Genomic DNA, 12,989 nt, shown 5'->3' on the forward strand with positions numbered 1-12,989 from the left:
TACTTATGGAATATCAATGAAATGAGATTGTAAAGGAGATGAATGATATGAGCCAAATTACAAAAGCAGGTACAGTGAGAAGTGTAACTCCTTACCGTTATGACATGGTTGGAAGTTTCTTACGCCCCGAAGCGTTAAAACAAGCTAGAGCTAAATTCCAGGCAGGAGAAATCTCTAAGGCAGAATTAACGAAAGTGGAAGATGAAGAAATTATTCGTCTTGTAGAAAAACAAAAAGAAGTGGGTCTCAGGGCTGTTACAGACGGAGAATTCCGCCGTTCTTGGTGGCATCTTGATTTTATGTGGGGATTAGATGGAGTAGCGAAAGCAAGTGATGTCAAAGGCTACCCATTCCAAGGGGAGACAACAAGAGGAGAAACGGCTCGCCTTGTTGGCAAAATCGGATTTTCTTCTTCTCATCCATTTGTTGCACATTATCAGTTTTTGAAACAAGCAGCAGGTGATGACGTGGTAGCTCGTCAAACGATTCCAGCGCCAGCTCAGTTCCTATCTGAACTTTATCGCCCGGAGAATAAAGCTTCTGTTGATGAGTTCTACAGCAGTGAAGAAGAACTTGTAAAAGACATTGCGAAAGCCTATCATGATGCAATTCTTGCTTTTTATGAAGCCGGCTGCCGCAGCATCCAGCTCGATGACTGTACATGGGGAATGCTCTGTGGCAAAAAATATTTAGAAGCCAAACAGCAAGAAGGTGTTAATGTTACGGACACGGCGAAGTTGTATGCAAGGCTCAATGAACTGTCTGTTTCCTCTTTACCATCGGATCTAGTGGTTACGACACATGTATGCCGTGGTAACTATCATTCCACATGGGCATCATCAGGCGGATATGAACCCATCGCTGAAACATTGCTTGGGATTGAGAATATTTCAGGCTACTATCTTGAGTTTGATACGGACCGTGCGGGAGATTTCAAACCCCTTCGTTTCTTAAAAGAAGACCAACAGGTGGTTCTTGGTTTATTCTCATCGAAGATTGGTGAGCTGGAGAGTAAGGAAGAAATTTTAAAACGTATTGAAGAGGCAACAGAATATGTTGATATTAACCGGATTTGCCTCAGTCCCCAGTGCGGATTTGCTTCGACAGAAGAAGGAAATATCCTGACAGAAGAACAACAATGGAATAAACTTGCCTTTATTAAAGAAATCGCAGAGCAAATCTGGCAATAAGCCACATGGAATCATCCCTCTAACGCTACTCGGGAATGAGCTTTCTAAGAAGGCCATTAGCAGTTCAGAGGGATGTATTTCGGTTTGCGCTTATACTTGCCAATCTCAAAAATTACCATTATAATACAGGAGAATATGATAGATTATGCGGTCGTGGCGGAATTGGCAGACGCGCACGGTTCAGGTCCGTGTGGGTTACCCCCCGTGGAGGTTCGAGTCCTCTCGACCGCATCTTAGTAAGAAAGGTTCGTCACTTGCTCTTGTAGCAACAGTGGCGAACCTTTTTTTATTCTACCTCACTATTCTTTTGCGATCTAGTCTCAGCATTCCGATAATCTGTCGGTGACATACCAAACTCTTTGCGGAACTGCTTGGAAAAGTATAAAGCATCATTAAAACCAACAGATGAAGAGATTTGGTCGATTGTCAGATTTCCCAATAGCAATTCTTGAGCTTTTTTTAGTCGGACTTTCATTAAATATTGTTTAGGCGAGTATCCCGTCTTTGCTCTGAAAGCCTTAGATAAATGCGCTCTGTGGTACCCGAGTGTCGAAGCGATATGCTGAATACTGATCTGCTGAGGATATTGGAGAGAGAGCCAGCGTATGGCATGTTCTACTTGGCGGTCAATCATCGTGGGAAGATCTCGCTCAGGGAACGGGTTAGAGTCCGCATTAGCCAGACCAAAGTGATGAAGAAGCAGTCGCATCCAGCCAGATGCCTCTAAATTTTCCATCTCCGGATAGGCAGATTGCCGAAACGAATAACGGATACGTCTGAATAACTCATGAGCGGTAGATACATCGGTTGTATGCAGAACAGGTCGTTCTTCTGTTACCCCGATTTTTGTCAAATAAGAGGATACAGTATCACCTTGTAGTGCCACCCAAGTATAGTGCCATGGGTCAGAGGAGTCGGCCTGATAACGAAACAAAATACCTGGGAAGATAAAGAAAGTATCCCCTTTTATGCAAGGATAGGATACTCCATTACATTCAAAGGTACCTTTTCCATCAAGGACGGTATGTACGAGATAATATTCATGTACAGAAGGACCAATTCCATGAGAAGGTTCTGGTCTTCCTTCACCGGAAAATAAAACAGCGGGTTCATTCAGATCAGGATTCGGATTGATCGCTACTTCGAAATGAGTATGCTGATACATCTATGTTCCTCCATTTCTAGTTGAATGAGATCGAAACTCTTTTCTTAATAATGCAACAAACGTCCATATATGTCTTGTGTTTCTCCATATTTATTTCCTGCTTTTTGTTTTATATTGAAAGCGTAACAACAAAACAAATGATGTTAGACAAACTAAGTTATACAGGGTGAAAACAGCTTTTTATTGAAAGAAAATAATGATTTACATCGTAAAGATTGATTATTTTTAATTGCAGCTAAGGAGGAATAGAAAATGAACAAGATTACATTTATCGGGGCAGGAAGCACCGTGTTTGCTAAAAATGTGTTGGGTGACTGTATGATGACCCCTGCTTTGCAAGGTTTTGAATTAGCTTTATTTGATATTAATCTAGAACGACTGACCGATTCAGAGAAAATGCTGAATAATTTGAAAAAAAGCGTGGGTAGCACTTGCACAATTACGGCTTATACGGATCGTAAGGAAGCACTAAGCGGAGCAAAGTATGTGATCAACGCGATTCAAGTTGGGGGATATGATCCTTGTACGATTACCGATTTTGAAATTCCGAAGAAGTATGGTCTTCGTCAAACGATTGCAGATACTGTTGGAATCGGCGGCATATTCCGTAATCTGCGTACGATTCCGGTTATGATGGACATCGCTGCTGATATGCGGGAAGTTTGTCCTGATGCACTATTTTTGAACTACACAAATCCTATGGCTGTGCTCACGAATGTCATGAATACATACGGAGGAATCAAGACCGTAGGATTATGCCATAGTGTGCAGGTGTGTGTGCCTCATATGTTTGAACACCTGGGCATAGATCAAACGGGAGTACAGGCGAAAATCGCGGGAATTAACCACATGGCATGGCTCTTGGAAGTGACGCGGGATGGGGAGGACTTATATCCTGAGATCAAGCGAAGAGCAGCAGAGAAACAAAAGGAATCTCACGGAGATATGGTTCGATACGAGATGATGCTGAAGTTTGGATATTACATCACAGAGTCATCTGAGCATAATGCGGAATATCACCCTTACTTTATTAAAAGGAATTATCCGGAACTCATTGAAAAGTTTCAGATCCCGCTGGACGAGTATCCGCGCCGTTGTGTGGAACAAATTGCAGGATGGGAACGTATGCGGGATGAGATTGTGAATAATACGGAACTAAAGCATCAGCGTACTCATGAATATGCTTCCTACATTTTAGAAGCCATTGAAACCGGTATTCCTTATAAAATTGGCGGTAATGTAATGAATCAGGGTTTGATTACCAATCTTCCGAAAGAAGCTTGTGTAGAAGTACCGTGTCTTGTTGATCGCAGTGGAATAAGCCCAACATTCGTTGGTGATCTGCCTCCGCAGTGTGCGGCGCTTAATCGAACGAATATTAATACACAGTTACTTACGATTGAAGCAGCGATGACTGGCAAGAAAGAACATATTTATCATGCAGCAATGCTTGACCCACATACAGCGGCAGAGCTTTCTATGGATGATATCATCCGTATGTGTGATGAATTAATGGAGGCTCATAGAGACTGGCTTCCCGAATATATATAAATGATCTTTCGCAAGAATAGAAACATACTAAGATAATAAAAAGACTGTTCAGACACGTATACCGTGTTCTGAGCAGTCTTTTAAGTTGACAATTTGTACGTACATATTAGACACTGAATAGAGAATTCATCTTACAGGAGGCGTTTTAGTCATGGATGTGAATGAACGTATAGAAAGATGGAATGAAGAGGCGAGTCATTGTAACTGTGGTTCAGTACATTATAAAGTAAATATTCAGATTTGTATGGAGAAAGGGGCACTCCAAAAGATTGCGCCGTATGTGGTGAGTCAAGGTTATCAGCAGGTAAGCGTAGTTTATGATGAAAATACAGGCGATGCTGCTGGAAGAAAAGTGGCAGGGCTTCTCGGGGATGCCGGCATTACTGTAAGTGAAGTCCTCCTTAACGCTAATAAAGCAGGAGATGTCATTGCTGACGAAGCATTTATTGTACAGCTGCTTCTGGCCATCACCCATAGCAGTGAGGCGGTGCTTGCCGTAGGATCGGGAACCATTCATGATCTGGTAAGGATCGTATGCTTTAAAATGAGCATTCCGTTTATTTCTGTTCCCACCGCAGCTTCCGTGGATGGATTTACTTCTGCAGGAGCGCCCCTGGTTATCCGCGGGGTGAAACAAACGTTTCAGGCAACCGCACCTCAAGCTATTTTTGCCGATCTAGAAGTATTGTCAGCTGCTCCGCAGGTACTGACGGCAGCTGGTTTTGGCGATATGTTGGGTAAATTTACTTCACTTGCCGATTGGAAAGTGTCGCGTGATCTCGGGAAAGAACCATTTTGCCCGCTTGCTTATCAACTGACAGAAGAAGCACTGAATAGGTGTGTACTTCATGTGGATGATATTGCAGAAGGAAGCGAGAAAGGTGTCTCTATCTTACTGGATGCACTCATTGTTTCGGGGATCTCGATGCTGATGATCGATCATTCTCGCCCAGCATCAGGGGGAGAGCATCATATTTCTCATCGTCTCGAGATGAAATTTATGGAGCAGGGAAGACATGCTATTCTTCATGGAGCTAAGGTAGGAGTAGCTTCTGCGCTTCTTACTGATGTCTACCGTGAATTGTATCGAACAGAGAATGTATCCGAATTCGAGGCCTATCAAGATTTGCCACAACGCGAGCAGATGCAGGACTGGCTTAGGAAGGTGGGCGGACCTGCGACACTTGCCGACATGAACGTATCAGAATCCGAGTTTACAGATGCCATGGCTATTGCTCATACCCTTAGACCCCGATATACGGGTTTGACGTATAGAAATGAGAAAGTAGTTCCTCATATGTAATAGTGGAAGGGAACCTGTAATCAGCCAAACTAAAACGCTAATTTCGCGAGAGATATTAGACATATTGTACGTACAAATTATTAAAAAGGATGTTTCAGGCAGAAGTATTACTTGATCTGCACTGAAACATCCTTATGTATTAGTCTACGAATTTTGTTTTAATATGGCATCAGCAAATAAAATAGATTTCGGTATTTTAAAAAATTGCTCTGCCTGATCTTGAAATGCCGGTGAAGGCAAAGTTCCTTGGTGGAGCCATTTGCGGAAGGTTCCTGGATGCACACCGATCCAGTGGCTGACGTCCGTTACGGACAGATCATGTACCATACATAGCCCCGTTAGAATGCGATTGCTCACAGGAGAACGGGTAACCGTCCGTTTCATAAAACGAGAGCTTTCGGGCTGACAAATGACAGGACTTGTACGAATTACTTCTTCATTGAACAAAATATGGCGCGGATAACCAAGCAATTGACATACCTTTTCGAGATTGGTATTTCCAGGAATACGACCTTCATATACCCATGCGCTTACACTGCGGGAAGATATAGATAAATCTTCTGCTAATTGAGACAATTTAATGTCGTTAGCCATGAGGACAGCAAGCAAAATACGATTGCGGACCTGACAGCGAGTCGGTCTGCGGAAACGCTTAACGCGGACGCCTTTTCCTAGATATTTGCGGTTGATCAGAGACCACGCCTGGATTGAGTGTTGTTCTTGTTGTTTAGGCATATTTCCTCCGATTTTTTAATCAAATACTACAACAAGTAATGTTCACTTTCAAGTATACAGTTAACAGCGTATAAATGACCTTTTTGTATGCGATAAGTCCTTGTTAAATGAAGATTGAACTATTTTTTAAACCATATAATGTATATTATATCTATTTTATAGGATGTTTTTATGCATTTTTTTTATTTTACACACGAAAAATAGGTCTAAAATACTAATTTATTCTTTCGTAAAAAACATATTCATTGTCTTTTTCTAAACTAAATAGATGAAGGTACTGTCAAATTTTATCTATTTTCATAGATTAATAGGAAGGAGGAAAAGAAAGGGGGCTGTAAATGAACCCAGCACTGATTAATGTATCGTTAGGTTTGGTAGGAATGTTGTTTACGTATGCATTTGGGGGCTGGTCTGAACTCTTGATTTTCTTATGTATTGCTATGGCCGTAGACTATATAACAGGTGTAGCAGCTGCAATCAGAACAGGAGATAAACTGAACAGTGAAATCGGATTTTGGGGACTCAGTCGTAAAGGGCTCACACTTCTTGTTATTTTGATTGCCCATCAATTAGATCTGTTGATGAATACGGATATGATAAAAGGAGGAGCCATTTATTTTTATTTGGCCAATGAACTGATCTCGATCACTGAAAATTATTCTCGTATTGGTTTTCCGCTCCCAAATATCTTAAAAAGAGTTATTTATATTGTGAAGTCTCAGTCAGATGAAGAAGAAAAGAAAGAAAAAGAATCTCATGAAAAAGAGACGGAAAAGTCGAACATGGTGCAAGATTTCCCAGATAAAGATACAGAAGCAGGATCGGAAGAAGACTCTAAAAAGTAAATATCGAAGAGTTGTTAAAGGACTATCAGTTTGTAGATAGAGCCTTTTTTTATTTACTTCAGAGAAACAAGGCTGATAATTTTCCAATGTTCGCGTGTTTATGATATATTTTTTGTAACGTATCTAAACAACTGATAAATAAGAACTATCTATAGACAAAGGAGCAGATATATATGATTAAACACATTGTATTCTTCAAACTAAAAGATCGTTCGGAGGAAGCAATTCAGCGTACGGCTGAAATTCTTCGCAGTATGGATGGAAAGATGGAATTTGTAAGATCCCTGGAAATTGGCGTAGATGTTCTAAAAACAGAGCGTTCTTTTGACATCTCCCTAACGGCAGTAGTTGATTCCCTAGAGGATCTAGAGGCTTATCAAGTTCATCCTGTTCACCAAGAAATTATTAAACATATGAGTGAAGTCAAAGACTCTGCTGTTGCAGTAGATTACGAAGTGTAAGACCATATCTTAACAAGTAGAGAGAGGGAACTTACAAGTGGGCGATTTAAAAGATGTAATGGAAACCATGTTTATACTGATCGTCATTTTAATCGCATGTCCTGTCATGCTCATCTGGTTAAAGCGGAAAAACAAACGTAACCGACAACATACGAAACGGATGTGACTTCGATGTACTACGTAAATATAGATCAAATTAATTTGCGCCTTAACACCGTTCCTGAAATTACCGCTGCACTGAGGGAAGTTTCTTCTAATTGGGATGGAAGCCTTCTGTTCGGCATGGTTCAGGAAAGAGCACTTCATCTTGCTATAGAGACCGTGACAGACGTTGGAAGTTACCTCATTGATGGTTTTATTCTTCGTGATGCAAGCAGTTATGAAGATATCGTTGAAATTGTTCATGAAGCAGGAGCTTTTGACGAAGAGAGTTACCGTTTATTTATGAATCTTGTGTCCCTTCGTAAACCACTCGTTCAGGACTACTATGCCTGGGATCGGACAAGTCTTCATGAGATGACTGTACAGCTTCCTGCTGTATTGGATCGTTTCGGAGAACAGGTTCGTGCATACCTTGAGCTTGAACTTGGACCGTTTCAGAAAGCCAGAAGCTAATAAAGAGGTAACCCGGAATTTTTAATGTTATTGAAAGCAGTACCTTTCTTCAGGAGGAATCGTCATGTCAGTTTCACAAAATACAGATCAAAAACAGAATTCAGGGTTTCACCCGGTATATATGGCCGAGCTTTTGTTTAAAGAGCGTCCTGTATTTCGTGAGGAAAAATTAATGGAAGTGATGCGGCAAATGACAGGGAATGCCCGCGTGCTTAAGAAACGTTTAAAAGATGGAGCTGCAGTCCCTGTTGGAACTTCACCTTCGTCAAGCGTAGCTTCCGAGACAGAAGAGCAGGAACCACTGGTCATTATGCATACAGAGTTCATGGTACCATTTGAAGATGGTACGGTTCCTGCACAGACTTGTATTTTACCGGTTCAGGAAATCACAGATAAAAATCGATTTAAAGGTTCATTAGAGCAGTCATGGCACTGGAAAGAAGCTACGGGTGTTATTGGCGAGTGTAATTATCAGCTTCGAATTCATGACTTGTTTACAGCAGCGCTGCCTCACAAGGAACGGTTGCAGCTCTTTCAGCAGGCACTAAGTGCTGTGCTTGAGGTTGTACCTTGTGATGCTCTTTACTTTTATGGCAGTGATAAGATCGTTGAGCCTGCTGCCTATACACAGGCTCTGCAAGACGGAGATCACCTGTATGGTGCGATGAATGTTCGTTTGTATCAAGCGGGAGGTACGGAGGCTCGCCGAGAACTCGTGATGGATACGGTTGGGCTTTCTTCGCTTGGTGTTCCTGATTTCCAGTGTCACTTCTCGGGTCTTGATCCCGACCAAGTAGCACGTACATTGTTTGGTGCGGCTTATTATCTGTTTGATCAAGGGGATGTCATTCTCGACGGTCAGCTACTGGGTACAGCGGATTCGCAGCGCTGGCGCTGTGAGCATCAAGAATCGATTGTATCGCCTAGAAGGTATGTTATTGATCTCGATCCAGGGGCTCCCTATTACGCAGGTCAAATCGAACAGTAAATGGTTTTAAATAAATAATTTTCCGTAAGTGTGTCAAGTCAAGCTCCTCCTGCTTATAATGCGTTAACAAGTGATGGGCATTCGCCCGGATAGCAGGAGGGAGGAACATGATGGAATGGAGTGTGGCTGTTGCGGCGGGAGCGTTTGTTATCCTCTCTGTTGTCATGATTGTGGTGCTTATGAATCTGCGAAGACTCATAAAGCAGTTACAAGGCACCACCCTGCAGATGGAAGAACGAACGCGTCTGCTGACTGTGGATGCGATTCAGTTGCTTCAAAGAACGGATCAGACGGTGCTCATGATGCAGGAGCATATCCGTAAGTCAGCTTCTTTCATGGAATCAATAGAAGCGGCGGGAACCGTGATCAGATCAACGACCCAGCAGGTTGATAACATCAGCTCTGCGATCTCTCATTCTGTTATGCAGCATGTACAGCATGCTCATGAAGAGAATCAGCAACGCATGAGTCCATTGTTTCGTTCTCTTGATGCCGGGCTGACCTTATGGTCTACCTGGCAGCGTTTCTCCAAAGCGTCCGGCGAATCTGACCCAGGGTGAGAAGGAGTGAGCTTGACATGAATGAGAAAAACAAAGGTTTGCTATGGGGAACATTAATTGGAAGTATTGCAGGTTCGATTACTGCACTACTCTTCGCGCCTAAAGCGGGAACAGAACTGCGTCAAGATATTACCGATGGTGCCAAGCTAGTTACAGAGAAAAGTCAAGATTTGGCGACTAAGATCACGGATCAGAGTACTCAGCTTTCGGCCAAAGTGGCGGAAAAGACGGAAGGAATCATTCAAGAATTCCGTTCGATTGGTAAAACAAAACCGGTATTCCTTACGGTATCATCCATCAGCAGTTCTGAAGAAGAGACGAAAGTAGAGGAAGCGATACTTGCCGAGATTAAAAAGATTAATGAGAGAAACAACTCATAATTAAGGATTCAATCGAAATCTATGAATCAGCTTTAGCTGAGTAAAAGGTCTATGACTTCTTCCCGCTGCATTACAGCAGGTGAAGTCAGGCCTTTTTGTATTGTGGAGTTGTTGAAGGCTTGTTTGAAATGGAGTAAGATGTAGGTACCTTTTTGTCTGAAAGAACATAGAGTAAAGGTGAAAAGAAGGAAATTATTGAAGAAGGAAGCGGTGTGTTCGTGCAACAAGCTATAGCTATTTTAGACTCTGGTGTTGGAGGATTGACTGTTGCCAAAGAAATTATGCGTCAACTTCCTCGGGAAAAAGTAATCTATTTTGGAGATACTGCCCGTACACCATACGGACCCCGTTCGTCCGAAGAAGTAATACATTTTACAGAACAGATTGTTGATTTTTTGATTCAGTTTGACCCAAAAGTGATTGTGATTGCATGTAATACAGCTACGGCTGCTGCGCTTGAGCATATTAAGAAAAAAGTAGATATTCCAGTTATTGGTGTTATTCATCCTGGGGCTCGTGCAGCGATTAGCGCTACAAAGACCGCGAACATTGGGGTAATTGGCACGGTAGGAACCATTAACAGCGGGGCTTACACCGAAGCATTGAAACAGTTATCTCCTTATGTTCATGTGGAAAGCCTGGCTTGTCCTGCACTCGTTCCACTCGTGGAACAAGGGGATTTTCGTTCAGAACATGCAAAAAACACGGTAGAAACTTCACTCTCACGAATGAAGGAATTCCCTATAGATACACTCATTCTGGGATGCACGCATTATCCATTTTTGACGGAATGTATCAAAGAAGTTATGGGGCCGAGCGTGAAGCTGATTAGCTCAGCAGATGAAACTGCCAGGGAAACCAGCACCATTTTACATGATAAACGCAAGCTTGCTACGATAGAGGATACGCCGGTTCACCAGTTTTTCTGCAGCGGAGATCCGGAGATGTTCCAAAGCATAGCCCGTTCTTGGCTAGGGGAACAGATTAAGAATACGCCGGTTGTATGGCAAGTATCTAAAATGCTGTAACTAAACTTCAACCCATTCGTATAAAAAAGCAACCTAAGTCGGATATTCATACGGGCTAAGGTTGCTTTTTTGTGGTCATGACTTTTGATAGATGATTTTCACGATGGACAAAGTCATTTGCATATACTGCGGTAACATACGTTTTCGTTTTCTCATAGGGGGGATAAGGATGGAACGGTATGGATATCTGGAACTGTTAAATGACCTGGATGAAATCTGCTCGGGCGATCCTGGGATAAGATACGGTGTAATCGGAAAAAGCGTGATGGGGAAGGATATCCCCTATATTGCCATCGGAAGGGGAGAAATCCACCTTCATGTCAATGCAGGGATGCATGCGAATGAGTGGCTGAATGTTCCGTGTCTAATGTTTTTTGTGAAAAACTATATTAAGGCATTGAATCAAAAAGCGGTATTTTATGGGCATCAACCGGATCTTTGGTTTGAAGAAATTACATTGTGGGTACTTCCTATGTTAAACCCCGATGGAATTGAGCTTGTACTCAGTGGACCCGGGGAGGATCATCCTTGGAAGAAGGAATTGCTGGAGTTAAACTCGGGAGACACCAATTTTTCAAACTGGAAAGCCAATATTCGTGGTGTAGATTTAAATGACCAATTTCCTGCGTTCTGGGATGAGGAAGCAAGCCGGAGGGGGAAAACAGGGCCGGGTCCAAGAGATTTTGGGGGAGAGAGCCCTTTGACTGAACCAGAAACCATTGCTTTAGCAAACTGGACAAAAGAAAGAAAGTTTGATGCTATAATTGCTCTTCATAGCCAAGGTCAAGAGGTATACTGGAATTATCGTAATGCGGAACCTGCATATAGTGAGAATTGGGCTGTACAACTGGCTGATGCTGCCGGGTACAAAGCGGTGAAACTTTTCGGAAGTGACGCAGGATATAAAGACTGGTTTATTCATGAGTTTAGAAGACCGGGATTTACGGTAGAAACAGGACTTGGAGTGAATCCACTACCCATATCTCAGTACGATACGATTGCTCAGGAAGTGGAGCGAATCATGGTGACAGCAATGATGCTGGTGAGTACAAAATAAAAGGGTGAGTCGTACTAGCGAAAAGAGGTGCAGGAGGGAAATGATACATGCCCTCCGCATGCCACCATTATGGTATGATATCCATATTCTAAGCTTAAGGAAGGAGTATATGACAATGAAATGGAGAAGGTTATTTTCATTAAATAGATGGTCACATATTATTCGACGTTTACCTGCATTGCTCACTTCTTCTAAGGTATCAACGTTCGATAAAATGTTATTTCTTGTTCCTGCTCTCTTGTACTGGGTTCTTCCAGATGTGTTGCCGTTTATGCCGATTGATGATATCGGGGTGACGATGCTGCTGATGAACTGGTTTGTGACAAGAGCGGAGCGTAAATATTCAATTAATGCTTCTAGTGATCTTAGTAATCGGTAAAAATGAGAGGTTATTCCTTGCGATTTAAGCTGTTCTTGATTAAAATATAATGTATTGTCAATGGACAGGCTTATTATCTTGGGATTTAAATGCCTGATGCACTGATCACTATTTATAGATTCTAGGAGATGAACATACATGAAAGTAAAGATTACTCGCAACGCTGCTAAAGTATTGAAGCGTGAACTGGACTTGCCAGAGAATGAAGGGAAATTGGTACGCGTTCTGATTACATTGGATCATGGCGATCACGTGCATTATGGCATTGATTTTGATACACAAAAAGAAAATGATGAATTGGTTTCCACAGATAAAGAAATTGATGTATTGCTTGAAAAAGGAAAACCAATGCTCGAAAATATTAAAGTGGACTACCTTTACTTTCCAAGAGAAGGTTTTGTGATTACAGACCCTTCACAAGGGAACAATATTCATCATTAAGCCTTTGGTCAAAGAAGAAGGGGAATAAATGGCTAACGATATTAGAGTATGTGAAAAGTGTAAGCATATCAAACTAAAAAGTATGGTTTCTAAACTTCAGAAGATGGCTCCTGATGCTGAAATTAAGATCGGATGTAAATCTTACTGTGGCCCATGTGGTAAACGTGCATTTGTATATGTCAATGGACGATATATCAGTGCACCTACAGAAGATGAAGTACTTGCGAAAGCAGCTCCGTTTATAAAAAAATAAAGACCACTGTATAACCTCCTTAATTTCAAACCATGCTA

At 42.0% G+C, this 12,989-nt stretch carries 17 protein-coding genes and 1 tRNA gene; 16 read left to right on the forward strand and 2 right to left on the reverse strand.

All coding sequences use genetic code 11. The features are described 5' to 3' along the window. The first annotated feature begins 47 nt into the window (after nucleotides 1–47). Both ACWPWY_RS03410 and ACWPWY_RS03415 read left to right on the forward strand, forming a co-directional pair. Nucleotides 48–1,190 (forward strand): 5-methyltetrahydropteroyltriglutamate--homocysteine S-methyltransferase, encoded by a 1,143-nt coding sequence (locus ACWPWY_RS03410; protein WP_454190393.1) that lies wholly within the window; start codon nucleotides 48–50, stop codon nucleotides 1,188–1,190. A gap of 147 nt (nucleotides 1,191–1,337) precedes the next feature. After that, nucleotides 1,338–1,421: transfer RNA gene (locus ACWPWY_RS03415), tRNA-Leu, on the forward strand. Between the two features lie 55 nt (nucleotides 1,422–1,476). Here the strand turns inward: ACWPWY_RS03415 and ACWPWY_RS03420 are convergent. Next, on the reverse strand, nucleotides 1,477–2,355 hold the full coding sequence (locus ACWPWY_RS03420) for an AraC family transcriptional regulator (RefSeq protein ID WP_454190394.1): 879 nt from the start codon (nucleotides 2,353–2,355) through the stop codon (nucleotides 1,477–1,479). Nucleotides 2,356–2,607: 252 nt separating this feature from the next. Here ACWPWY_RS03420 and melA point away from each other — a divergent pair, with 252 nt between their 5' ends. Then, nucleotides 2,608–3,906 (forward strand): alpha-galactosidase, encoded by a 1,299-nt coding sequence (gene melA, locus ACWPWY_RS03425; RefSeq protein ID WP_454190395.1) that lies wholly within the window; start codon nucleotides 2,608–2,610, stop codon nucleotides 3,904–3,906. A gap of 151 nt (nucleotides 3,907–4,057) precedes the next feature. Further along, a complete protein-coding gene (locus ACWPWY_RS03430) occupies nucleotides 4,058–5,209 on the forward strand; it encodes a sn-glycerol-1-phosphate dehydrogenase (RefSeq protein WP_454190396.1) in 1,152 nt (383 codons plus the stop codon). Nucleotides 5,210–5,353: 144 nt separating this feature from the next. On the opposite strand, the gene ACWPWY_RS03435 is transcribed toward ACWPWY_RS03430, so the two are convergent. Continuing rightward, nucleotides 5,354–5,944, reverse strand: coding sequence for a helix-turn-helix domain-containing protein (locus tag ACWPWY_RS03435; protein ID WP_454190397.1), 591 nt, complete (start codon nucleotides 5,942–5,944; stop codon nucleotides 5,354–5,356). A 338-nt stretch (nucleotides 5,945–6,282) separates the two neighbouring features. On the opposite strand from ACWPWY_RS03435, the gene ACWPWY_RS03440 reads away from it, so the two are divergent. The 12 genes from ACWPWY_RS03440 (at nucleotide 6,283) to ACWPWY_RS03495 (ending at nucleotide 12,951) form a co-directional block, all read left to right on the forward strand. Next, a complete protein-coding gene (locus ACWPWY_RS03440; RefSeq protein ID WP_454190398.1) occupies nucleotides 6,283–6,789 on the forward strand; it encodes a phage holin family protein in 507 nt (168 codons plus the stop codon). A 173-nt stretch (nucleotides 6,790–6,962) separates the two neighbouring features. Then, complete coding sequence (locus ACWPWY_RS03445; protein WP_191798037.1) at nucleotides 6,963–7,250, forward strand: Dabb family protein; 288 nt, start codon at nucleotides 6,963–6,965, stop codon at nucleotides 7,248–7,250. A 37-nt stretch (nucleotides 7,251–7,287) separates the two neighbouring features. After that, the gene (locus ACWPWY_RS03450; RefSeq protein WP_263621304.1) at nucleotides 7,288–7,416 is read left to right on the forward strand and encodes a hypothetical protein; all 129 of its coding nucleotides are present in this window, start codon (nucleotides 7,288–7,290) and stop codon (nucleotides 7,414–7,416) included. Nucleotides 7,417–7,421: 5 nt separating this feature from the next. Then, nucleotides 7,422–7,865: a DUF86 domain-containing protein gene (locus tag ACWPWY_RS03455; RefSeq protein WP_454190399.1), complete on the forward strand. Its 444-nt coding sequence runs from the start codon at nucleotides 7,422–7,424 to the stop codon at nucleotides 7,863–7,865. 64 nt (nucleotides 7,866–7,929) lie between these two features. Beyond that, nucleotides 7,930–8,853: a DUF4261 domain-containing protein gene (locus ACWPWY_RS03460; RefSeq protein WP_454190400.1), complete on the forward strand. Its 924-nt coding sequence runs from the start codon at nucleotides 7,930–7,932 to the stop codon at nucleotides 8,851–8,853. A gap of 107 nt (nucleotides 8,854–8,960) precedes the next feature. Continuing rightward, a complete protein-coding gene (locus tag ACWPWY_RS03465; RefSeq protein ID WP_454190401.1) occupies nucleotides 8,961–9,413 on the forward strand; it encodes a DUF948 domain-containing protein in 453 nt (150 codons plus the stop codon). A gap of 17 nt (nucleotides 9,414–9,430) precedes the next feature. Next, nucleotides 9,431–9,793 (forward strand): YtxH domain-containing protein, encoded by a 363-nt coding sequence (locus tag ACWPWY_RS03470; RefSeq protein ID WP_454190402.1) that lies wholly within the window; start codon nucleotides 9,431–9,433, stop codon nucleotides 9,791–9,793. 218 nt (nucleotides 9,794–10,011) lie between these two features. Further along, nucleotides 10,012–10,821, forward strand: coding sequence for a glutamate racemase (gene racE, locus ACWPWY_RS03475; RefSeq protein WP_454190403.1), 810 nt, complete (start codon nucleotides 10,012–10,014; stop codon nucleotides 10,819–10,821). A 169-nt stretch (nucleotides 10,822–10,990) separates the two neighbouring features. After that, nucleotides 10,991–11,878 (forward strand): M14 family metallopeptidase, encoded by an 888-nt coding sequence (locus tag ACWPWY_RS03480; protein ID WP_454190404.1) that lies wholly within the window; start codon nucleotides 10,991–10,993, stop codon nucleotides 11,876–11,878. Between the two features lie 115 nt (nucleotides 11,879–11,993). Beyond that, nucleotides 11,994–12,257 carry a hypothetical protein gene (locus tag ACWPWY_RS03485; protein WP_454190405.1) on the forward strand — a complete coding sequence of 88 codons (264 nt, stop codon included), beginning with the start codon at nucleotides 11,994–11,996 and terminating at the stop codon, nucleotides 12,255–12,257. Nucleotides 12,258–12,395: 138 nt separating this feature from the next. After that, entirely contained in the window at nucleotides 12,396–12,698 is a 303-nt protein-coding gene (locus tag ACWPWY_RS03490; protein WP_454190406.1) for an iron-sulfur cluster assembly accessory protein, read from the forward strand. A 28-nt stretch (nucleotides 12,699–12,726) separates the two neighbouring features. Beyond that, nucleotides 12,727–12,951, forward strand: coding sequence for a DUF1450 domain-containing protein (locus tag ACWPWY_RS03495; protein ID WP_454190407.1), 225 nt, complete (start codon nucleotides 12,727–12,729; stop codon nucleotides 12,949–12,951). Nucleotides 12,952–12,989: the final 38 nt, after the last annotated feature.

The sequence above is a fragment of the Paenibacillus sp. Marseille-Q7038 genome (assembly GCF_965111595.1).

Excerpts from the sequence above, each read along its gene's own strand:
- ACWPWY_RS03410 (WP_454190393.1), top strand. The coding sequence starts at position 48 with ATGAGCCAAATTACAAAAGCAGGTACAGTGAGAAGTGTAACTCCTTAC.
- ACWPWY_RS03420 (WP_454190394.1), bottom strand. The coding sequence starts at position 2,355 with ATGTATCAGCATACTCATTTCGAAGTAGCGATCAATCCGAATCCTGAT.
- melA (WP_454190395.1), top strand. The coding sequence starts at position 2,608 with ATGAACAAGATTACATTTATCGGGGCAGGAAGCACCGTGTTTGCTAAA.
- ACWPWY_RS03430 (WP_454190396.1), top strand. The coding sequence starts at position 4,058 with ATGGATGTGAATGAACGTATAGAAAGATGGAATGAAGAGGCGAGTCAT.
- ACWPWY_RS03435 (WP_454190397.1), bottom strand. The coding sequence starts at position 5,944 with ATGCCTAAACAACAAGAACAACACTCAATCCAGGCGTGGTCTCTGATC.
- ACWPWY_RS03440 (WP_454190398.1), top strand. The coding sequence starts at position 6,283 with ATGAACCCAGCACTGATTAATGTATCGTTAGGTTTGGTAGGAATGTTG.
- ACWPWY_RS03445 (WP_191798037.1), top strand. The coding sequence starts at position 6,963 with ATGATTAAACACATTGTATTCTTCAAACTAAAAGATCGTTCGGAGGAA.
- ACWPWY_RS03455 (WP_454190399.1), top strand. The coding sequence starts at position 7,422 with ATGTACTACGTAAATATAGATCAAATTAATTTGCGCCTTAACACCGTT.
- ACWPWY_RS03460 (WP_454190400.1), top strand. The coding sequence starts at position 7,930 with ATGTCAGTTTCACAAAATACAGATCAAAAACAGAATTCAGGGTTTCAC.
- ACWPWY_RS03465 (WP_454190401.1), top strand. The coding sequence starts at position 8,961 with ATGATGGAATGGAGTGTGGCTGTTGCGGCGGGAGCGTTTGTTATCCTC.
- ACWPWY_RS03470 (WP_454190402.1), top strand. The coding sequence starts at position 9,431 with ATGAATGAGAAAAACAAAGGTTTGCTATGGGGAACATTAATTGGAAGT.
- ACWPWY_RS03480 (WP_454190404.1), top strand. The coding sequence starts at position 10,991 with ATGGAACGGTATGGATATCTGGAACTGTTAAATGACCTGGATGAAATC.
- ACWPWY_RS03485 (WP_454190405.1), top strand. The coding sequence starts at position 11,994 with ATGAAATGGAGAAGGTTATTTTCATTAAATAGATGGTCACATATTATT.
- ACWPWY_RS03490 (WP_454190406.1), top strand. The coding sequence starts at position 12,396 with ATGAAAGTAAAGATTACTCGCAACGCTGCTAAAGTATTGAAGCGTGAA.
- ACWPWY_RS03495 (WP_454190407.1), top strand. The coding sequence starts at position 12,727 with ATGGCTAACGATATTAGAGTATGTGAAAAGTGTAAGCATATCAAACTA.